Source organism: Mesorhizobium temperatum, assembly GCF_002284575.1.
GTDB classification, from domain to species: domain Bacteria; phylum Pseudomonadota; class Alphaproteobacteria; order Rhizobiales; family Rhizobiaceae; genus Mesorhizobium; species Mesorhizobium temperatum.
Genome location: NZ_NPKJ01000006.1, coordinates 18453 through 38739 on the forward strand (window position 1 = coordinate 18453; position 20287 = coordinate 38739).

A 20287-nucleotide genomic window follows, 5' to 3' on the forward strand; every position below is an offset into this window, starting at 1 on the left:
TAGCACGGGTTTCTCCGGCGCGGGCGAACCTGCGCAGTGGATGGCCCTATGCTACCAGAGGAGGCATAGCCGAGGCCGAGGCAAAATGGCTGGCTCGCTGGCTCTTTCGAGGCACTCCTCATGGAAGCGGCACGGCGCCGCCGCACGAACGGGCACATCAGCGGACGGCTCTCCTGCTCCTGCCGCGCCAAAATCGGTACAACGCGATCCCCTTCTACCGGACCGATAGCCCGCCGATGTCGGGTGGGCCGCATCCATGTTCGGTCAGATGTATGAACAAGCGCAATGCTGCGTTCGACCCGGTTCAACTGGAGGGGGCTCCACAGCCAAGGCCGGAACGCTGGCGCGAAGTGCAATCAAATAGCCGTATGAGAAACCAATTCCCACAATCTGTAGAGGGCTCTCCAGGACTGGATTGACGAACATGGCGAGGAAAATCGTGATGAAGACTGTGGACGCATGATTGCGAACACCGCGTGGCAGTCGATTTGGCGGGAAGGCCACCAAAATGGCAGACACGATCAAAATGAAACCAATGACCCCCGTCCGCAATATGGCTTGAAAGAACGAATTGTGAATTCCTGTCGAGAGTATCTCAAGCATTTTGGCATGCGTAATATTCCTGGTGTCGGGAAGAAAGGTAATATCCTCGAACCCGGGAAACTCATATCGCCATCGGACCGATTCCTTCCCAAATCCGATGCCAAATCCGTATGTATCAGCAAGGGATGCGAGTGCGTCCGAAATGAACGCGAGTCGGATCCCGGAGTTCGGGTCCAGAGCAAAGGTTTGAGGTATGAAGTTCAGCCCGACGGCATAGGCCGAAGTCAGTGCGGTCGCCAGAGCTGCGGCCATCAACCGGCCGGGCACGCCAATTAGAATGACGATCATCGTGACCGCGAGCACCTTGAACTGAGCCAACGGGCTGGCGAGGGCTATTCCCAATAAGAGCAAAATGCCGCCGTATCGGCGCCAGTCGTTCGTCAGAAAAATACCGCCTGCAATGAAAAACGCGGCAATGACCATGTTATTGATCAGCGAACCATAAAGAATCGGTATCGTGGCTTGCGGAGATGCGCCCTGATATTGCACGTCCTGCTGAAACATCACCGCCGGAGCGACAACGAGAGACAGGAACAGGAAAACGGGTGCACCAAAAAAGGCATTGCCGCTCATCAGCCTGCGGCGGAAATAGGCCTTGGATGCCCATGCGACGGCGAAGAATCCTACAATCGGGACGATTTGCCTTGTGACTGCTTCTTGAAGGAAGTGAACCTGCCAGGAATCCGGCATCAGCCCGTATCTGGACAGCAGGGCAATGAAGAGGCAGAAGGCAGTGTAGACCGCCAGCAGACGAGGCGGCACCGTCTGCCGCAGCACGGCATAGGCCAGACAGACACCGACCGGGATCACTATGAAGAAAGGGCCAAGCAGGCGCAGGGATATTGCGAGGGCGCAGGCCAGCCAAATGCCGGAGAGAAAGAGGGTGTAGTCGAGCACGTCAGGGGAATGGCTGCAAACGAGGTCGACCGGCTCTGAACCCTTCCTGCGTGACAATGTCGCTGACGAGGTCATGGCCTGTATTCCCGGTTAGGACTGAAAGCCGCACGGTTGATCCTGGTCAAAATTACTGCCGAGAGTTTCTCTGCAGGGATGATGCGCAGGATTCCCTCGAGGTGGTCCGCGAAAGTGCGGCGTGCCTTCAGCACCAGGAGGACCTCGCTGATGACGCCCATGGCCGCTTCCAGATCAGCGGTGCGGTCGGTGCTGTGGAAATCAACTACTATACAACTGTATTCTTGCTGCAGATGCTGGAGTGCAGCGGAGATGGAGAGCGAGGCATTCAAGTCGGAGATTGACCCCGTGGGCCTGAGAACCAGAACTTCCAGCCCTTCCTGATCCGCGGGAATGGTGGCAAACGCCCTGGCGAGCTTGCGACCTGGCTCCGTGTTCAGCATTGGCTGGTCCATTGATGGCTTTTGCCAATTGGCATCAACGAGCAGTGTCTTTTGCCCGGTCGCCGCAATGACCCTTGCGAGATGAACCGCCACCGTGGAGCTTCCGGACTTGCCGAGGGGTGAAGCAACGCCGATTACAAATCCGCCTTGGCGGCCCTGAACTCCGCGCATCCGGGTGGCAATCTTGCTCACTTGGCCCTGAACTCCGCGCATCCGGGTGGCAATCTTGCTCAGCGAGCTGTGAAGCTCGGGAGCGTCCTTTGAGTAGACGGGCTGCAAAGACTGCCCGCATGGCCCCACGACATTCCACCTGCGGCGGGGAATTCTGGGGATCCCTACAATCCGATCAAGGCCGGTCGACCTGTGCACATCCTCGACCGTCATCAGGCGGTGGTTCATTGCTTGCCTGATCAATGCATGACCAACGCCGGCAACCCCACCGGCCATAACGGAGAGCGCTACCATCAGGACCGTTGGCGGCCAACTGCGTCGGCGAGGCGGTTCGGCCGCCGTGATAACCCTTGCGCTCGGGATCAGCGACGAGGCGCTGAAATCGGAGTGGGTCCGCTGCAGAAGGGCATTGTAAAGCGAGCGATAAACCTCGGCCGCGCTCTGCTGCTCGCGGAAAAGGACTCTTGCCCTCTCCGCAGATTCAGGGTCTGATGGGAGTTTCTTCAGTGGTTCGGTCACAAAAGCCTTTTCCCGAAGTTCCGCCAGCCGCTTGTGCAGATCAGATGTTTCTTCCGCGCGAGCCGCCTGCCGGCGTTCGCGCTGACTTCCGATGTAACCGCCGGCGATCGCGTTCGCGAGCATGGCCGAGAACTGAGGATCGGAAGAGGTGACCCCGATCTCGACGGCGCGGGAGGAACCCAGCTGATGAACGGAAAACGCGCGCCTCACAAGGACCATCGCCTCATGCCGAATATTTGGCTCCGCCGTCGGCAGCTCGGTGCCGAAGAGAGACGCCAATTGGCTCCGCACATAGCTGGAGATCCGCGCGCGCAAGCTGTCATCCATCACAAACTCTTCGTCTTCCGCTAAGCCAGTGTGGTCAACAACGCGTCCGACGACCTCGTCCGACTGAATGACCTGTATCTGGCTCTCTACATAGACCCGCTCATCTGCCTCAGCTTCGCCCGGTTGCGAAGCGGGCGGAGATGAAAGGAGGATCGTCGCATAGGCGGTGTAATATCCAGGCGAAAGGACCGCATATGCGCCGCCGACACCAAGGCTCACAACCATCCAGAGGAGGCAAAGGCGCCAACTGCTTCGAACAAATCTCAAGATGTCTTTCGCGGTCAGCTCGTCGCGATCCTTGGGGGGGATCGGCTGGTGAGGCGACCCGGACGGCTGAACGACAAAGTGATCAGTGGCGAACATACAGACTCCCCTACGACCGGAAACGATCGGCCTCGTGCTCCAACGGCGCGGATTGGGACGCCGGCAGATATCCTCGCACCCGGCCTGGGTCGCAAGCCGCCGCCGTGCGAAGGACGGCCGCTCCGCCAATGAGGAAGAAGCCGGCTGAAACCACCAGCACGACGACGTCCTTCGCCACCAGCGCATAAACAATGGCTTGCTCCGCCATGACGAAAGACAAAAAATATGTGGCCACCAGGAATACTAGCAGACCGGATACGTTAAGGACGGCCCATTCATTTTCATAGCCGTAACTAAACATGAATATATTTGCTGTGAATGTATTTATGTTCATCAGCAATGGTATAATTGCCATTGCGCGCACGATAGGTATCGCCCCTGAAAATTCATCTCCGAAGAGGATCAATATTACATATGGAGCAACAAAGAACATTCCAATACTCATCGCCGTTCCGCCTACTACGGTGAATAGTGATCTCCTTATCAGTCGTATCCCGGCAGCAGGGTCGACATGAGCGTAGTATGAAACCCTCGGTATGAAGGTATCCATGAGCAACTTGAAAAATACCCGCGCGGCTAATAGGAATTTTTCGGCGACAGAATATTGTCCGGCTGCGACATAACCTTCGAAATGCCCGACAAGGGCGACAGGGAGGGTGAAGAGGGCAGTCTCCACGGCTAAGAAGAGGCAACCCCTCCAGCCATCGCGCAGCTGCATTCCAATCGTCGAAAGTGTCACGGACCTGAAGCCGCCGAACCCAATCGGAAGGATGAAAGGTAAGCAGATGACGCCACTGACGACGGGAACTGCGCTCTGGATGGCAACGGCGAGCGTGACCTGGTCAGGTGATGCGACCATGGCGACGAAGCAGACGAGCGCCAGAACGCGAGCAACAACCACCGCGACGGCCGCCTGCCAGGCGCGTTCCAGGCCGACGAAGAGCCAGGCCGGAAAAATAATGCCGCCGGCGGCCGAGAGCATCGCGCACAGGAATGTCGGCCTACTGAGCGCCAGGACGTCGCCGGCCAGCACAAGGCCAACCAGGCATACGGCAACGAACAGCACTGCCTTGGTGGCCGTGACCTGAGCAACGAGTGACGCGATCGCCGCCGGCTCGTATCGAAGGGAAGCAACCCTGCGCTGCGCGGTCCAATGAAATCCATAGGCCACGACGGAGGCAAAGAGTTGTCCGATGGCGAGCGCATACGCGTACTGCCCGAAACTCATGGGTCCGAGGACACGCCCGGCATAGGGCAAGATGATCAGCGGCTGCAGGACGTCGGTGACATGCAGGACAGCCAGACTGGCGGCCTGTTTGCTCAGAGTCATGGTAGCCTCCAGTCAGGTGCCTGTCGAGGCAATGCAAACCACACCGTCCAGATATGGGCAGCGCCGCCTCCCAGCAGCAGCGCCGAAGAACAGCCGCCCGTGAAGGAGTTGGCGCAGATCAGCAATACGGCGGTCCGAGCGTGTTCACTGGTTCCGCCTCCCTCTAACCGTCACGAAGTCTGCGCCCGGGAAGCAGCAACGCCTGCAGCAAAGCCAGGATGAACAGGCTGTTCGTCACGAGATACCTGCTCGCCAGGCGGCGGGGATCCTGGAAGAGCCGGTGCAGCCATTCCAGCCCGCTCTTCTGCATCCATTGCGGCGCCCGCTTGACGTCTCCGGCGTGGAAATCGAAAGCTGCTCCTACCCCCAACATGACCGCATTGATCCGGCCGCGATGCGCCTGCATCCAGCTTTCCTGCTTGGGACATCCGAGCCCCACCCACACGATCCTCGCACCGGACTGATTGATCATTCTGACCACTGCCTCATCTTCCTCGGCCGACAGAGGGCGGCGCGGAGGTGAGTAAGAGCCCACGATGTTTATGCCGGCAAACTCGGTTCGAATGCACCGTCCGAGACGCTGGAGGGTGCCCGGGCTGCCGCCGTACAGGAACATTGCCGTGCCGAGTTCCGATGCCCTCCGGCAACAAATCCACATCAGGTCCGGTCCGCTGATGCGCGGCTGATCCGCGTGTCCCTGCCGCCTCAGCATCCAGGCCACCGGCGCTCCATCCGGCGCGACAAGGTCGGCGCTATCCATCGCTTCGGCATGGGCGCGATTGCGGCGGGCGGTGACGACACTGTGGACATTGCACAGGAAAACCGTTCGGCTCTCCCGCCGTAGGGCCCAGTCGAAGACGCAGTTGACTGCCTGCGCCAAGCCCAGGGCGTGCACGGCTACCCCAAGCACTTGCTCGCGCAACTGTCCCTGATCGATCGCGAGCTCTGTCATGCCACACCCTCGATTGCTCGATTGCTGCAACAGGTGAGCCATCATCACAGCGTGCGAGCACTTCGAGTTCAATTGCTATTCCGAACGGGAAGCTGGCGGGCGGCGCGCTCACCGGAGGTACTTAAAAGGAATATCCCTTGTTCTCTCCGTGGTGCCGAAAGAGCGCATGAAATGCGCAGCCCGTCGGGCCGTCGAGCAGGAGGTAAAGCCCCATCACCGCGGGTTTGCCTACGGCATTGTTGTCGGGCGACACCGTGACGATCTTGACGCCGATGTGGCCGCCTGCCGACGTGCCGGCCGCAACGGAGAGAACAAGGGATATCCTTTTAAGTACCTCCGATGAGCGCCGCCCGCCGGCTTCCCGTTCGGAATAGCATCGGAATAGCAATTGAACTCGAAGTGCTCGCACGCTGTGATGAAGTGCTCGCACGCTGTGATGATGGTTCACCTATTGCAGCCATCGACGGTGGCATGACAGAGCTCGCGATCGATCAGGGAGTGGTGGGATGTCGCAAATCTTCGCGGATGATGCCCTCTGGTTGCAGCCTAAAGAATTCACGCAGGATTATCTGGCATCGCTGTGCATCGCATTGGCGCAGATCGATACGGATGCCGTGCAGGAGGCGATACAGATGCTGCGCGCCGTACGCGATGCGGGCGGCACAGTCTTCGTCGCCGGCAACGGCGGCAGCGCAGCGACCGCCTCCCACTGGGTCAATGACCTCGGTAAGGCCACGAAGCGCTCGGGAAGGCAGCCAATCCGGGTCATGGGCCTGACAGACAACGTCTCCTGGATGACGGCGCTCGGCAATGACGAAGGCTACGAGCGTATCTTTGCCGGCCAGATGGAGAACTTCGCCAAGCCGGGTGACGTGCTCATAGTGATTTCAGCCAGCGGGAACTCGCTTAATCTCGTGCGGGCAGTCGAACTCGCTCGCGAAAGGAAGGTAGCCACCATCGGCATTGTCGGTTTTGACGGCGGCACGCTCAAAGAGCTCGTCGATCAGCCAGTATGGGTGCGGTCTGAAAAAGGCACCTACGAACTCGTCGAGGACGCCCACGCCGCGATCTGTCATGCCATCACGCGATACCTCGTCGCCGACCGACCGGAGCGCGGTCAATGAATATTGTCCTGCCGAGCTCTCCCTGCCTGCAAAAGGCAGATGTCGAGGGCCGCACCTACAGCCGGCCGCGCCAGGCGGTCATCCTGGCCGGCGGGCGTGGCACGCGCATGCGGCCGATCACACTCGACCGCCCGAAACCAATGGTGCCGGTGCTCGGCCGCCCTTTTTTGGAATACCAGATCGAACAGCTGCGGCAGGAGGGGTTCGAAAGGGTTCTTCTTCTACTCGGGTATTTGCCCCATGTGGTGATGGACCACTTCGGCGACGGCAGCAGGTTGGGCCTCAGTATCGAATATGCCGTCACCCGTCCCGACGACCTCACCAGCAGCCGGGTATCCAATGCCCGTCACCTCATAGATCCGTGCTTCCTGCTGCTGTATTGTGACAATTACTGGCCGATGCGCATGGAGCGGCTGTGGCAACGCTTCTGTGCGGCCGGCAAGCCTGGAATGATCACGGTCTACAGCAACAAGGACGGCTATTCACGCGGCAGCGTGATCCTTGATGCGGACGACAATGTGACCGTCTTCGACCGGCTCCGCACCACGCCCGGGCTGCAGGGAGTCGAGATCAGCTATGCCATACTGACCGATCTCGCCCTCGAACTCCTGCCCGACGAAGACACCCTCTTCGAGGAGGCCATCTACACGCCGCTCGCGACGCAGCATCGCCTCGCCGGCTTCGTGAGCGAGCACCGCTATTACAGCGTGGGCTCGATCGAGCGTCTACCCGCGACGGAGCGCTTTATGAGGCGCGAAAAAACCATGCTCGTAGATAGGGACGGCGTACTCAACTGCAGACCGCCACGGGCTCAATATGTGTGTTCATGGGACCAGTGGGAGTGGGTTCCGGGTGCAAAGCAGGCGTTGGCCCTTCTGAACGAGGCCGGCTACCGCATAGTCATCATCTCGAACCAGGCAGGGATAGCGCGCGGAGCGATGACCGCCGCTGATCTCGAGGCGCTTCACCAGCGCATGTGCGCCGAGTCCGAAGCCGTCGGCGGCAAGATCGCGGAGATCTACCACTGCCCACACGGCTGGGACGACGGCTGCGACTGCCGCAAGCCCAAACCCGGCATGCTGTATCAGGCACAGCGCGACTTTGATCTCGACCTCACACGCACACTCTTTGTCGGCGATGACGATCGTGACCGTCAAGCGGCCGAAGCCGCGGACTGCCTATATGCGCAAGTAAGCGAGCAATGCTCGCTTCTGGACCTCACCCGTCAACTCCTTTCGAAAGCGGAGCAGGGCAGACATGAATGAACCAACACGCGTTCTCGTCACCGGACACAATGGATATCTCGGTTCTGTCATGGTGCCCGTGTTGCAGGCGGCGGGCTATGAGGTTGTCGGGCTGGACATGGGATATTTTCGTGCGTGCACCCTGGGAGCCGACAATACCAGTGTGCCCGAGATCACAAAGGATCTGCGCGCCATCGAACCCCCGGATCTCCAGGGCTTTGACGCGGTGATCCATCTGGCGGCACTCTCGAACGACCCGATCGGAAATCTCAACGCGGATTGGACGAGACAGATCAATGCGGAAGGGACAGTTCGTCTGGCCACGATGGCCAAGGCGGCCGGCATCCGGCGGTTCCTATTTTCCTCCTCCTGCATCATGTATGGCATGTCGAAAGCCGCCGTCGTCGACGAAACCGCCCCGCTGGCGCCGCAAACAGAGTACGCAAGATCGAAGGCTGTTGCCGAAGAAGCGCTGCGCGCGCTGGCGGACGACCGGTTCTCGCCCGTCTATTGCCGCAACGGCACCGTCTATGGTCTCTCGCCGCGAATGCGCTTCGACACCGTGCTGAACAATTTCATGGGCAGCGCCTTCACAATTGGACGTGTCGAAGTCCATAGCGATGGCACGCCATGGCGGCCCGTGGTTCATGTCCAGGATGTCGCGCGCTATTTCAAATTGATGCTGGAGGCGCCGCTACAGGACATCCACAATGAGGCGTTCAACATGGGTGTTGAAAGCCTCAATCTTCAGGTGCGCGAGATAGCGGAGATCGCCGTTGAGGCCGTCCCCGGCGCGCAGCTCACAATGACACCGAAGCCGGGCGCGGACCAAAGGACCTACAAGGCGGACTTCAGCAAGTTCTCACGGACTTTCCCGGATTTCGAGTTTCAGTCGACGGCGCGAAAGGGAGCGCAGGAGCTTTACGAGGCGTTCCGCTCGATCGCACTTAGATTTGAAGACTTTACCGACAAGCGCTTCACGCGGCTGCGCTGGCTCGATCATTTGCTCAAGGCGGGGATGCTCGATGATCAGCTGCGCTGGCGAACCGCACAGCCGCGTGTTGCCTAATTTTCATTCCGTTGATTTTCGAGGGCACAAAACATGGAACAGCTAGACGATACCAAAGCCGTGGTGCGCCGCTCAGGACTGGACCTTCCGACCATCATCGATCGCGCTGCACAGCGTCTACCGTCTCTCGTCCTGACGCGCACTCCTTTGCGCGTCAGTTTTGCTGGCGGCGGTACCGACCTGCCCGATTTCTACAATCTCGATTGCGGCGCGGTCTTCAGCGCGGCAGTGGACAAGTACATCTATGTCACCGTCAAGCGTCACAGCGAGATCTTTAATGAACCCATCCGCTTGAACTATTCACAGACAGAGCAGGTAAACACCATAGGGGAGATCAAGAACAACATCGCTCGCGAATGCCTGCGTTTCCTGGAGATCGAACCGCCGATTTACATCTCGACGGTCGGAGACATGCCGGCTTCGACGGGCATGGGGGGGTCGAGCTCGTTCACGGTGGGACTGCTCAACGCCCTGCATGCATTCCGGGGAGAACGTGTCACCCCTGGCCAACTCGCCGAAGAGGCATGTCACATCGAGATGGACATCCTCAAGGAGCCGATTGGCAAGCAGGACCAGTATGCCGCCGCGTTCGGGGGCATGAACCTGTTCCGCTTCCAGCCTGGCGGCGCGGTAACGGTCGAGCCGCAGCGGGTGCGCAATGGCGCCGTCGAACATCTCTTCAGCAACCTGATGATGTTCTGGACATCGCATCAGCGACCGGCCAGTTCCGTGCTGACAGAGCAGAAGGCGAACACGTCAAGCAATCTCGATACGCTCAGGCGGATGCGGGACGATGCCTTCATGCTTCAGGAGATCTTTTCGGAGCCCGTCATCGACATAGAACGCTTCGGTGCCGTCCTTCACGCAGGGTGGGAGATGAAGCGGAGTTTGGCGTCCCGCGTGAGTAACGCGGCGATCAATGGCCACTACGACCTCGCCAGGGACGCAGGTGCGGAAGGCGGCAAGCTGTGCGGCGCCGGCGGTGGCGGATTCCTTATGTTCGCGGTCAAGCCGGAACGCCGGGAAAGCGTAAGACGCGCACTCTCAAACCTAGCCTATGTGCCTATCGGCTATGAAGTCCACGGCTCGCGCCTCTTGCATCCGGCGCAAGTCTGATGCCGTCCCGCGATCGCACAAGCGGACCGCCGGCGCGAGCAACCCTTAGGAGAGCGTCGGAGATGCGACCCGACGTGACACTCATTTGATCAATGGATCTACGATGCTTTTCACAAAGATCGATATTCCCGGCGCCACCCTGGTGGAACTGCAGAAATTCGAAGACGAGCGGGGCTTTTTCGCACGCGGCTGGTGTTCGCGGGAATTTGCCGAGCAGGGGCTTCCGGATCATGTCGTGCAGATGAATATTTCATACAACAGGCACAAGCATACACTGCGCGGCTTCCACTACCAGCTGGCTCCCCATGGCGAGGACAAGATGCTTCGCTGCATCCGGGGCAGCCTGTACGACGTGCTGATCGACCTGCGGCCCGAGTCGCCCACCTATAAGCAGCACCTCACTGTGGAACTTTCCGCGGCGAACCAACGGATGCTGGTGATACCGAAGGGCTGCGCGAACGCCTTTCTCACCATTGAGGACCACACCGAGGCCACGTATCTCGTCTCCGAATTCTATGCACCGGCAGCCGAACGCGGTGTTCGTTGGAACGATTCTGCTTTCGCCGTGAAGTGGCCAGTGGATGAGCCGGCGGTGATCTCAGATAAGGACCGAACTTGGCCGGACTACGCTGAATGACCTTTCTCGGCGACGAACTTGCGGGAGCGCTACAGAGGAGACGCAAATGTTCATCGTCGACAGGGAGTTGGAGTTGCTCCAGGCTGAGGGGCGTCCAATTCGCGTGGGTATGGTGGGGGCCGGTTTCATGGCCCGAGGCATCGCGATGCAGATGCTGCGATATGTTCCGGGCATGGAACTCGTAGCCATTTCCAACAGACACGTGGAAAAGGCGCGAGAGGCCTATGCCGCTGCAGGCGCGGACGATGTGACGGAGGCGACCAGCACCAAAGCGCTTGAGGATCTCGTGGCCCGCGGCCGCCGCGCGATCACGGCGGACCCGATGCACATTTGCGAGGCCGAAGGCATCGACATCGTCGTCGAGGCGACAGGCGCGATCGAGTTCGCTGCCCACGTCACAATGCGCGCGATCCGGCACGGCAAGCATGTCGCCCTGATGAATGCCGAACTCGACGGCACGATCGGCCCAATCCTGAAAGTGTATGCCGACCAGGCAGGCGTGGTCCTCACCAATGTGGAGGGGGATCAGCCGGGCGTCATCATGAACCTCTACCGTTGGGTCAGGGGCCTGGGCATACGTCCCGTGCTTTGCGGGAACATCAAGGGCCTGCACGATCCCTACCGAAATCCGACGACCCAGGAGGGATTTGCCAAGAAGTGGGGGATGAAGGCCCCGATGGTCACCTCCTTCGCGGACGGCACGAAGATCTCATTCGAGAACGCCATCGTCGCTAACGCCACAGGCATGCTGGTGGCCAAGCGCGGCATGTACGGGCCTGTGGTCGAGCCCGGGACCCCGATCCAGGAGGCGGTCGGCTGGTATCCGCTCAATCAGCTCCTCGAGGGGCCGGGGATAGTTGATTATTGTGTCGGCGCCATGCCCAACCCCGGCGTCTTCGTTCTTGGCACCACAGAGAATGCCGTCGAGAAACACTATCTGTCACTCTACAAGATGGGCCCCGGGCCGCTCTACTGTTTCTATTGGCCTTATCATCTGTGTCATTTCGAGGTGCCCTTCACGGTGGCGAGGGCCGCGATCTTCCGCGATGCTGCGATTGCGCCCCTGGGCGCGCCGACCGTTGACGTGGTGGCCGCCGCCAAGCGGGACCTTAGTGCCGGAGAGATCCTCGATGGCCTCGGACATTACATGACCTATGGCCTCTGCGAGAACGCGCCGACGGTGCACGCCGAGCGGCTTGTGCCGATCGGGCTCGCCGAGGGCTGCCGACTGCTGCGCGACATCAAGCGCGACGAGGTGCTCGGCTATGACGACATCGAGCATCCGATAGGGCGGCTGTGCGACGCGCTGCGCCGGGCGCAGGATCTTGTCTTCTTCGGCAGCTCTGCCGCGTCACCGCAGCGCGAGGTTCTTACAACCGCATAGTTAGCGGGATGTTCCGCAGATCGAGCCCGAGGAGGTTCGAGATGGCCGAACCGATGGCGCGAACGCTATCCGACTTCCATTACCTGAAGCATGCCGCCGCGCTTTGCCTCCTCTTTGTGGGTACGACTTTCCTGGCCCTTAACCCGGATTGGATCGACAGGCCCCTCGTAAAGGCCATTAACATCGTAGCGAGCAATCAGCCCTTCGCCAGCCGGCTCGCTTTCGGTGCCGTCTACCCAACAACCGAGGGCGCTATAGTTGTGTCCTTGCTTTGGTATTGCTGGTTCGCCCATGACAGGCCGGAATCGAGGGCAAGGCTGGTGAGCGGCGTCTGCGCAGCTGTCCTCGCGGCGCTCGTCGCGCATTTCCTGCGGGGCACTCTGCCGACGACGCCAAAGCCGATTTTTGACGCCGCACTTGGGCTTCATATCCCGGAGGTTCTGGGCGACGCTGCCGTTCTGCGCTCAGCGCCGTTCGCCGGCAGCCCCGGGTTCCCCAGTGAGCGAGCGGTTCTGTTCGCGGGTTTAGCGATCGCCATTCTTCTCGTTCGCTTCGAACTCGGACTCCTCGCCCTGGCCTGCACCTTGGTGATAGAGCTTGCGCGAGTCTACTTGGGGCTGCATTACCCGACCAATGCTCTGGGTAGCCTCGCCTTGGCCGCGACCCTGGCATGGCTAGCACAAACGCGCCCGAGCCTTGAACTCGGCGCCTTGTTTCTCCGGTGGGAGCGCGGCGCCGCACCAAGCTTCTATCTGTGCAGCTTTCTGGTCTCATACCTTGTTATTGCGTTTCAGGACTTGCGCGAACTTGCCAAAGGGCTTCTCCAGTAGGAACTGGTGTGAAGCCGGCCAGGAAACGTCATCTTGGCCAAGCAACAACAATCATGCTGAAGGGTTCGCAACAGCGGCGAATTACCACAATGCAACGGATCAAAAAATATGCATCCGGCAGCTGGGTCCCCATACGGCTTCCACTGGCCCTATTACCTCTGCCATTTCGAGTACCCACTACGTCGCGCGGCCGCTGTTCAACAAGCCCGATCGCTCCGCTCGGCGAAGCCCAGGGTCAATTTCGTTGCAACCGCCAAGGCCGATTCGAACTGCCCGCCCTCCCCTGCGTTCAGCTCCGCAACGAACAGGATTGCCACTTCTTCGGCTCCGCAGTAGCCGGCACACAGCCCACGGACGAGGGCATCGGCGTAGGGACTCGTGAGCCGACGCCCGCATCGGGGCGGCCACTTCCTATGCAGTAGGGCGAAGACGTTGGCGAGCCCAAGGCGACGCTCCCGCAGCATCTGTTACGAACGCCGAGCGATGGGGATTACCTCCTTTTGCTGGAGTGCCGGCCACAATGACACTCTGGTCGCGGGAGGGAATTGATGTAAAATTCACAGGGCGATAGCCCCTCCGCGTTAGGCCAGACTGAACCCATCTGGCGCTCTTGTCCATTTTGGACATGATGAGGACGGCGCAGTCAAGCGGAACAGCTATTACAAATAAGCCAAAGGCACTATTGATGTACAATCCAGATTGGCTCCGGTATTGTAAGCGCGTTGTAAGAGCGGCCTTAGGCTTCGATCATCTTCTCCGGCCCGAATGCTCTGTTCCTACACAAAAACTCGGTTCCGTGTATGGAGGTTGGGTGGTTGCGGTCGAGCCTCTTCTAGGTACTCCCTCCCCTATTGTTCTTTCCTTTGGCTTAGGGGATGACATCTCATTTGATCAGGAAATCAGCAAAGTATTCGGCGCAAAGGTCTTTGGGTTTGATCCGACTCCGGCCAGTCTTGACTGGATTGCCGCTCAGGAATTACCCCCCACTGTGCGGATCTACCCCTTTGGAATATCTAATTTCGACGGGGAGCAGACGTTTGCTGTGTCCGAAGATGATACACGCGGCAATTTTTCCACGAAGATGGTTACAGGCAAGAGCATTGTCTGCAACGTGAGGCGTTACTCTACTATCCTGGATATGCTCGGACTGGCAACTATCGATGTGCTGAAACTCGACGTTGAGGGGGCAGAGCACGACGTCCTTCCAGAGGTGCTTGGATCTGATGTCTTACCGAGACAGATTCTCGTCGAGTTTCACCACTGGTGGCACCGCACTCCGGTGGAGCAAACCTACCGAACAGTGGAATCGATAAAGGGCCAGGGGTACACCCTGTTCCATGTTTCTCCTGCAGGCCACGAATTGTCATTTTTGCTGAAGCGATAAAAAGCCTTACGAGAACTTTCGACAAGCCGCCGTCGGTGGCGGGGATCGTCGGCAACAAGCGCCCCGACGCCACGCTTGCCAGGTGACCCGAGATGCAGGCTGGACGCGAACGTTTCTCAGCCGGCATGGCCCGCGCCGCACTGGTCAGACGACCCACATGTTCGGCATTGCCGACGGCAGCATGGGCGGCAAGCAGCTCGCGGAGAAGCGGTGGCGCAAGCGCTTGTGAGCTGACGGCTCGCGGCAGGGCGGCTACGTCCGACGAGGCTAGCCAAGCAGAAAGGGGACGCACGGGAAGTAGCTGTGACGGGCATTGAGCGGTGGGGATTACCTCCTTTGCTGGCGTGCCTCCCACAATGACACTCTGGTCGAACAAAGCGCTTTCGCCTTTCATTTGAGGGGTGCGGGGGCGGACCGTCGGTCGACGGCGCCACCACAGCCCTCAACGATGGATGGGACACGATGACAGATCGGATTGCGCTCATAACTGGTGTGACCGGTCAGGACGGTGCCTACCTTGCCAGACTGCTGCTGGAGAAAGGCTATACTGTCCACGGACTGAAACGCAGATCCTCCTCCTTCAATACCGAACGCATCGACGACATCTACGTCGATCCGCACGAACCGGACGCACGCTTCTTTCTCCACTACGCCGACCTGACCGATGCGACCAATCTCATTCGCATCATTCAGGAGACGCGCCCTACCGAAATCTACAATCTTGCGGCCCAAAGCCATGTCCAGGTAAGCTTCGAGATGCCGGAATATACCGGCAACGCCGATGCCCTTGGCACACTCAGGCTGCTTGAAGCCATACGCATCCTGAAGATGGAAGAGCGGGTGCGCTTTTATCAAGCGTCAACCTCCGAGCTGTTCGGCAAAGTCCAGGAGGTGCCCCAGACGGAGAAGACGCCGTTCTACCCGCGCTCTCCCTATGCGGCGGCCAAACTCTATGCCTATTGGATCACGATCAATTACCGTGAAGCGTACGGAATGTTCGCTTCCAATGGCATACTGTTTAATCATGAAGGCCCCACGCGCGGCGAGACGTTTGTGACCCGCAAGATCACACGTGCGGTTGCAGGTATCGAGCGAGGCTTTCAGTCCACCCTCTATCTTGGAAATCTGGACGCGAGACGCGACTGGGGGCATGCTCGCGACTATGTGGAGGGCATGTGGCGGATTCTTCTACACGCCAAGCCTGACGACTTCGTCCTCGCCACGGGCGAAACCCATTCGGTGCGCGAGTTCGTGGAACGTGCCTTTCGGGCAGTCGGCCGCGTCATCGTCTGGGAAGGTAAGGAGGTGGACGAGATCGGCCGGGATCGCAAGACAGGAGAGATCCTCGTCCGAGTTGACCCACGCCATTTCCGTCCGACGGACGTCGATCTCCTGATGGGAAATCCGGCGAAAGCCCGCTCAAAGCTCGGCTGGTCGCCTAAGACGACGTTCAGCGACCTCGTGGCGGAAATGGTGGCCGCCGATCTGAAACGTCTGGAGCGAGAGAGCTGGCACATGGACAGTAGCGTCTAGAGAGGGCCACCGGTCATGGACTACACTTATCGGCTCGACGCAAAACGGATATTCGTGGCTGGCCACTGCGGCATGGTCGGCTCGACTGTGGCGCGGCGATTGGAGGAGGAAAACTGCGAGGTCCTAATGGCTCCGCGCGACGTTCTCGACCTTCGAAATCAGGACGCCGTGCATCGCTGGAGTAGGCGATCCAGCCGCGCAGGATCGGGGCGAGGTCCTTGAGACAGAAACCAGGCCCGATGCCGTGGTCCTTGCAGCCGCAAAGGTCGGCGGGATTCTCGCCAACGATCGCTATCCGGCCGATTTCCTGCTCGACAACTTGCTGATCGAAACGAATGTCATCCACGCCGCGTTCCGGTGTGACGTCGACAGACTGTTGTTCTTGGGCTCATCCTGCATCTACCCGAAGCTGGCGCCACAGCCGATCCCGGAAGACGCGCTTCTCACAGGCCCCTTGGAACCCACCAACGAGTGGTATGCTATCGCCAAGGTCGCCGGTCTCAAGCTGTGTCAGGCCTACCGCCGCCAGTACGGTGCCGATTATGTTTCGGCAATGCCCTGTAACCTATACGGTCCAGGCGACGACTTCGACCCGGAGAATAGCCACTTTGTCCCCGCACTCATGCGCAGGACCCACGACGCGAAGATCGGGAGAGAACCGAGCCTGACGATCTGGGGGTCCGGCAGACCGAGACGCGAATTCCTCCACGTGGGCGATGCCGCCGACGCCATTGTCCACATACTCAAGACTTCTGCCGACGGCCACCTCAATGTCGGTTCGGGCCAGGATATCTCCATCCTGGACCTCGCAATGCTTATCGCCGACGTCAATGGCTTCACGGGTGAGATCCAGACGGACTCGGCAAAGCCAGACGGGACACCTTGCAAGCTGATGGACGTCAGCAAGCTGTTCGCAACTGGATGGCGACCAAAGTATACGCTTCGTGCAGGCCTGGAGCTGACATATGCCTGGTTCAAGTCGTACACCGAGATTGGCGATCTGCGGCTGAAGGCCGTATAGGCGCCAGGCCAGTGTGCCGGTGTGGCGCGACGCCGCTCTACCGCACAAGACGTAGTGAAGCCGCCGATCACCGGAATCATGCATGGCTCACCGATCATCAGGAGATCGGAACAATCGCACGTGACCGCGGCGGCGGTTATGGCGAAGCGGCGGCGAAGGCGTTGCCGCACGCGATCCAGGTCGCAACAGAGTATCATTGCTGACCGGCACCATCAGCCGCTTGGCAATGCTCGCGGCCGGCCTGCCGCCGAGCGCCAGCCCCAAATGGTGAACGACACATTCCAGACACGAGGTCCGGCGGGATCTCTCCGCGACGACCCCGTCACTCACCGGAGGTCCGAATGAACATCCACAAGAATGCCCGTCTGACGCCGTGGCGTCGAGAGGAACTGGCTCTTTCCATCATCGAGGGACGTCTTTCCCAAGCCCTTGCGGCGCAGGCCCATGGTGTGTCGAAGCGAGCTGGCCTGTGGTGCTGGTCGATGGCGTCGATCTGGCGATAGTCGACCTAACCTGGCTTCGACGCCAGATCGGCGTCGTTTTGCAAGAGAACGTGCTCTTCAACCGGTCCATTCGCGAGAACATCGCGCTCGCTGATCCGGCTATGCCCATGGAGCGCGTCATTGCAGCGGCATCGCTCGCCGGCGCTCACGATTTCATCCTGTAGCTGCCCGAGGGCTATGACACCATCCTGGGCGAACGCGGCAGCAGCCTTTCCGGCGGGCAGTGCCAGCATGTCGCAATCGCTCGGGTACTCATTACCGATCCGCGCATCCTCATCCTCGACGAGGCGACCAGCGCCCTGGATTACGAAAGCGAGCGGGCCATTCAGCAGAACATGAAACGAATTTCTGCCGGCCGAACCGCCTTCGTCATCGCTCATCGGCTCTCGACGGTGCGCCACGCGAACCGATCATCACGATCGAGCATGGCCGCATGGTCGAGGACGGTAGCCACGATGACCTGATGCGCTCGAACGGGCGTTACGCAAACCGGTGCTTGCTTCTGTCCAGTCAAACGCGTCCGCTTGCGGCGCGGGAGCGCCCGTCTGTCGCCCAACTTATAAATGACCGCCTGGCGGGCTGTCCCCTCTCCTAACCATCAGGAAGGCAGGTGCGCGGGCATCCAGAGTCCACAGCCCCGCCTTTTCCCCGCTAGCCTACCTGACCCTGCTCCGGCTCTCGTCGACACTTGCGCCATCACTAGCCGTTCATATCGTGCCATCGAGCCGCTTCGGAAACTGCCGCACGGTAGCCGCCCATGGCCCGCCTTCACGAGCAAAACCTTCCTCGCACATGCGGGCGAGGTAGCAGCGAGGAATACCGATGCCGGTCAGGTCTTTTGTCCGGACTTCGCCCTTCTCGATGGCGAGGGAGACGGCGCGTTGCCTCAATGTCGGCTTCGGACCACCGGGAAGCCGGATCCGCTCGGCGCGGTCGCGATCACGCTTCCGTATCCTGACGGAGGGCTCTGGCGCACTTTCGAGGGGGATCGGCAACACATAGTTCGCAGTTTCGTCCAGCCCGGGGAGCCAGCCTTCGTCGGCCGGCGCGTTTCTTGCGTGAGGCGGACTTCGCTCCTGCGGTGGGATCATGCCGGCGGATAGCCGCCAATCTGAGCGAACTGCGGGATTCGGGATCGAGCTGAGCGTCGACGAACGGCTGAGATGAGGCACAGAGCCGACATTTGTTGGCATTGCCCATAGACAATGTGTGCCCGTGCTACCGTATGAAGATCGGATGCAGTCGATTCGACAACGCAATTGAGCTGTGGATCATCTAGCTTGTTGGTATTTTTGTTGGTACCAAATAAAAATTAAATAACAATATCAATGCCATATGATAGCCTCTCCCGCTACCACCTAATTTTTCCACAATGTTCTCTGCTTGGACTTGGTCGCCCCGAAACTCCGCAGAACAGCAGGCCCTTCGGCCGAAAGCTGTGGAGTGGCTGTGGTGGTGAGAGCGACTCATTTGTTCTCTGTTGCCCCATACTCTCCAAAGCTGAGGAGTACGCCTTTTTACTCCCGAGCTTTTGCTCTCTGAATTTGCAGGACTTTTCGGTTCCAAACTTGGAGTGGTTTGCTGCGACGCCGCTATGCGGAGAACACAGAAAGCAAACCAACCGGTGACCAATTGGTCAGCCGCTTCGGCCTAGGAGCGGGGCTCCGGTGCCGAACTCAAATGTCTGGAATAGGGCCGGTACCGGAACGACGGCTTTCGGGAGCTACTTGGGATAAAGCCGCCAGTGTAGAGGCCCCTTCGGCGGGGTGGATGTCTCCGAACCTCGTGAAGGTCCGGATCGCGGAAGGCGGGCCGCGCTATCGACCCAAGTCGTACGCTGGGGATGTCCGCTTCTAGGCACTTGTCCACTGTAGCGTCGCCGGCGACCTGCTGCGCATCAGTCGCGCGATACAGACAGCCCCGCGAGAAGCGGAACGTACGCGGCGAGCCTGCGGGATACGAACTCCGTGAAGAGCCGCACGCGCTTCGTCTTGCGTGTCTCCCCCTGTGTGAGAAGCCAGAGCGTTCCGTACATGTGCAGGTCAGTGCCCGGCACCCTCACCAGTAGGGGGTCGGCATCTCCGACGAAGCACGGCAGTGTTGTCATCCCGAGCCCTTGCCGTACAGCAACGATCTGCGCCTCGCCGTCCGTGGTCCTGAACGGAACCCCCGTGGTGCGAACCTCACCCTCGCGGGCCCAATCCGGAATACCATGAATGCTTATGACGATCCACCGGATGGGATCAGGCGCGCCCGCACGCCATGCGGCTAGTCGATCGCAGGACATGTAGACGCCGCCGAACAGCTCCGGTCCCTTCAGGCCGTGAAGATTGAGCGGCAGGGTTTTGCGGTCGTAGACGACGCGGATCGCCACGTCGGCTTCTCGGTTGGTCAGATTTGCCAGCTCGCCGGACGACAAGATTTCCATCTCGATGTCCGGATGCAGACGCACGAAATCGGCGAAGTCCGGCATGAGCAGGTGTGTCGCGAGGGTCGGAGCCAACGTCACCCGCAGAAGCCCGCGCACGCTCTGGTCGCGCCCGAAGACGCGCGTCTCCAGCTGGTGCGACGACGCTTCCATCTGGTTCGCGAGCTCGAGGACCTCCTCGCCCGCAGCCGTCAGGCGGTAGCCCGAGGGCAGCTTTTCGAACATCTGCGCCCCGAGGCGTTCCTCGAGCTGTGCGATGCGTCGCAGCACGGTCGAGTGATACACCCCGAGGCGCTCGGCGGCGGCCCGCACTGAGCCTCCGCGCGCGACGGCAAGAAAGTAGCGAACGTCATCCCAGTCGATCATGGTGCAATCCGGCACCGCGCGGTGCGCC

15 protein-coding genes and 5 pseudogenes are annotated in these 20287 nt (G+C 60.0%); 12 read left to right on the forward strand and 8 right to left on the reverse strand.

Going from position 1 to position 20287, the window contains the following annotated elements; all coding sequences use genetic code 11:
- Positions 1–264: 264 nt before the first annotated feature.
- The 5 genes and pseudogenes from CIT26_RS01315 to CIT26_RS01335 all read right to left on the reverse strand — a co-directional run.
- Positions 265–1575, reverse strand: coding sequence for an O-antigen ligase family protein (locus CIT26_RS01315; protein ID WP_095490893.1), 1311 nt, complete (start codon positions 1573–1575; stop codon positions 265–267).
- Positions 1572–3338: a Wzz/FepE/Etk N-terminal domain-containing protein gene (locus tag CIT26_RS01320; RefSeq protein ID WP_167391235.1), complete on the reverse strand. Its 1767-nt coding sequence runs from the start codon at positions 3336–3338 to the stop codon at positions 1572–1574. Before CIT26_RS01320 ends, CIT26_RS01315 begins: the two co-directional genes overlap by 4 nt.
- Before the next feature lie 10 nt (positions 3339–3348).
- The gene (locus CIT26_RS01325) at positions 3349–4668 is read right to left on the reverse strand and encodes an oligosaccharide flippase family protein (RefSeq protein WP_095490895.1); all 1320 of its coding nucleotides are present in this window, start codon (positions 4666–4668) and stop codon (positions 3349–3351) included.
- Between the two features lie 163 nt (positions 4669–4831).
- A complete protein-coding gene (locus CIT26_RS01330) occupies positions 4832–5620 on the reverse strand; it encodes a WecB/TagA/CpsF family glycosyltransferase (RefSeq protein ID WP_095490924.1) in 789 nt (262 codons plus the stop codon).
- A gap of 178 nt (positions 5621–5798) precedes the next feature.
- Positions 5799–5921 (reverse strand): annotated as a pseudogene (locus tag CIT26_RS01335) (bifunctional Delta(1)-pyrroline-2-carboxylate/Delta(1)-piperideine-2-carboxylate reductase); the annotation flags it as partial.
- 205 nt (positions 5922–6126) lie between these two features.
- On the opposite strand from CIT26_RS01335, the gene CIT26_RS01340 reads away from it, so the two are divergent.
- The 10 genes and pseudogenes from CIT26_RS01340 (at position 6127) to CIT26_RS01390 (ending at position 16962) form a co-directional block, all read left to right on the forward strand.
- Positions 6127–6744 (forward strand): SIS domain-containing protein, encoded by a 618-nt coding sequence (locus CIT26_RS01340; RefSeq protein WP_095490896.1) that lies wholly within the window; start codon positions 6127–6129, stop codon positions 6742–6744.
- Entirely contained in the window at positions 6741–8009 is a 1269-nt protein-coding gene (locus tag CIT26_RS01345) for an HAD-IIIA family hydrolase (protein WP_095490897.1), read from the forward strand. Before CIT26_RS01340 ends, CIT26_RS01345 begins: the two co-directional genes overlap by 4 nt.
- Entirely contained in the window at positions 8002–9057 is a 1056-nt protein-coding gene (locus CIT26_RS01350; RefSeq protein ID WP_095490898.1) for an NAD-dependent epimerase/dehydratase family protein, read from the forward strand. The genes CIT26_RS01345 and CIT26_RS01350 overlap by 8 nt, the downstream gene beginning before the upstream one ends.
- Before the next feature lie 33 nt (positions 9058–9090).
- Complete coding sequence (locus tag CIT26_RS01355; protein WP_095490899.1) at positions 9091–10173, forward strand: GHMP family kinase ATP-binding protein; 1083 nt, start codon at positions 9091–9093, stop codon at positions 10171–10173.
- Positions 10174–10276: 103 nt separating this feature from the next.
- Complete coding sequence (rfbC, locus tag CIT26_RS01360; RefSeq protein WP_095490925.1) at positions 10277–10810, forward strand: dTDP-4-dehydrorhamnose 3,5-epimerase; 534 nt, start codon at positions 10277–10279, stop codon at positions 10808–10810.
- Between the two features lie 46 nt (positions 10811–10856).
- Positions 10857–12194, forward strand: a complete 1338-nt coding sequence (locus CIT26_RS01365) for an NAD(P)H-dependent oxidoreductase (RefSeq protein WP_095490900.1) — start codon at positions 10857–10859, stop codon at positions 12192–12194.
- Between the two features lie 41 nt (positions 12195–12235).
- A complete protein-coding gene (locus tag CIT26_RS01370; protein ID WP_095490901.1) occupies positions 12236–13024 on the forward strand; it encodes a phosphatase PAP2 family protein in 789 nt (262 codons plus the stop codon).
- An 811-nt stretch (positions 13025–13835) separates the two neighbouring features.
- A complete protein-coding gene (locus CIT26_RS01380) occupies positions 13836–14408 on the forward strand; it encodes an FkbM family methyltransferase (protein ID WP_167391236.1) in 573 nt (190 codons plus the stop codon).
- Between the two features lie 462 nt (positions 14409–14870).
- On the forward strand, positions 14871–15941 hold the full coding sequence (gmd, locus tag CIT26_RS01385) for a GDP-mannose 4,6-dehydratase (RefSeq protein ID WP_095490904.1): 1071 nt from the start codon (positions 14871–14873) through the stop codon (positions 15939–15941).
- Positions 15942–15956: 15 nt separating this feature from the next.
- Positions 15957–16962, forward strand: a pseudogene (locus CIT26_RS01390) (GDP-L-fucose synthase family protein).
- 144 nt (positions 16963–17106) lie between these two features.
- Here CIT26_RS01390 and CIT26_RS38620 read toward each other — a convergent pair.
- Positions 17107–17265 (reverse strand): annotated as a pseudogene (locus CIT26_RS38620) (ISL3 family transposase); the annotation flags it as partial.
- A 38-nt stretch (positions 17266–17303) separates the two neighbouring features.
- Here CIT26_RS38620 and CIT26_RS01400 point away from each other — a divergent pair.
- Both CIT26_RS01400 and CIT26_RS01405 read left to right on the forward strand, forming a co-directional pair.
- Positions 17304–17423 (forward strand): annotated as a pseudogene (locus CIT26_RS01400) (IS481 family transposase); the annotation flags it as partial.
- 11 nt (positions 17424–17434) lie between these two features.
- A pseudogene (locus CIT26_RS01405) lies at positions 17435–18060 on the forward strand (ATP-binding cassette domain-containing protein); the annotation flags it as partial.
- A 112-nt stretch (positions 18061–18172) separates the two neighbouring features.
- Here the strand turns inward: CIT26_RS01405 and CIT26_RS37255 are convergent.
- Positions 18173–18355 carry a hypothetical protein gene (locus tag CIT26_RS37255; protein WP_245318961.1) on the reverse strand — a complete coding sequence of 61 codons (183 nt, stop codon included), beginning with the start codon at positions 18353–18355 and terminating at the stop codon, positions 18173–18175.
- Positions 18356–19362: 1007 nt separating this feature from the next.
- Positions 19363–20259 carry a LysR family transcriptional regulator gene (locus tag CIT26_RS01415; RefSeq protein WP_095490906.1) on the reverse strand — a complete coding sequence of 299 codons (897 nt, stop codon included), beginning with the start codon at positions 20257–20259 and terminating at the stop codon, positions 19363–19365.
- Positions 20260–20287 lie beyond the last annotated feature (28 nt).

Coding starts and splice junctions, on each gene's coding strand:
- CIT26_RS01355 (WP_095490899.1), top strand. CDS start 9,091: ATGGAACAGCTAGACGATACCAAAGCCGTGGTGCGCCGCTCAGGACTG.
- CIT26_RS01325 (WP_095490895.1), bottom strand. CDS start 4,668: ATGACTCTGAGCAAACAGGCCGCCAGTCTGGCTGTCCTGCATGTCACC.
- CIT26_RS01330 (WP_095490924.1), bottom strand. CDS start 5,620: ATGACAGAGCTCGCGATCGATCAGGGACAGTTGCGCGAGCAAGTGCTT.
- CIT26_RS01315 (WP_095490893.1), bottom strand. CDS start 1,575: ATGACCTCGTCAGCGACATTGTCACGCAGGAAGGGTTCAGAGCCGGTC.
- rfbC (WP_095490925.1), top strand. CDS start 10,277: ATGCTTTTCACAAAGATCGATATTCCCGGCGCCACCCTGGTGGAACTG.
- CIT26_RS01365 (WP_095490900.1), top strand. CDS start 10,857: ATGTTCATCGTCGACAGGGAGTTGGAGTTGCTCCAGGCTGAGGGGCGT.
- CIT26_RS01320 (WP_167391235.1), bottom strand. CDS start 3,338: ATGTTCGCCACTGATCACTTTGTCGTTCAGCCGTCCGGGTCGCCTCAC.
- CIT26_RS01340 (WP_095490896.1), top strand. CDS start 6,127: ATGTCGCAAATCTTCGCGGATGATGCCCTCTGGTTGCAGCCTAAAGAA.
- CIT26_RS01350 (WP_095490898.1), top strand. CDS start 8,002: ATGAATGAACCAACACGCGTTCTCGTCACCGGACACAATGGATATCTC.
- CIT26_RS01370 (WP_095490901.1), top strand. CDS start 12,236: ATGGCCGAACCGATGGCGCGAACGCTATCCGACTTCCATTACCTGAAG.
- gmd (WP_095490904.1), top strand. CDS start 14,871: ATGACAGATCGGATTGCGCTCATAACTGGTGTGACCGGTCAGGACGGT.
- CIT26_RS01415 (WP_095490906.1), bottom strand. CDS start 20,259: ATGATCGACTGGGATGACGTTCGCTACTTTCTTGCCGTCGCGCGCGGA.
- CIT26_RS01345 (WP_095490897.1), top strand. CDS start 6,741: ATGAATATTGTCCTGCCGAGCTCTCCCTGCCTGCAAAAGGCAGATGTC.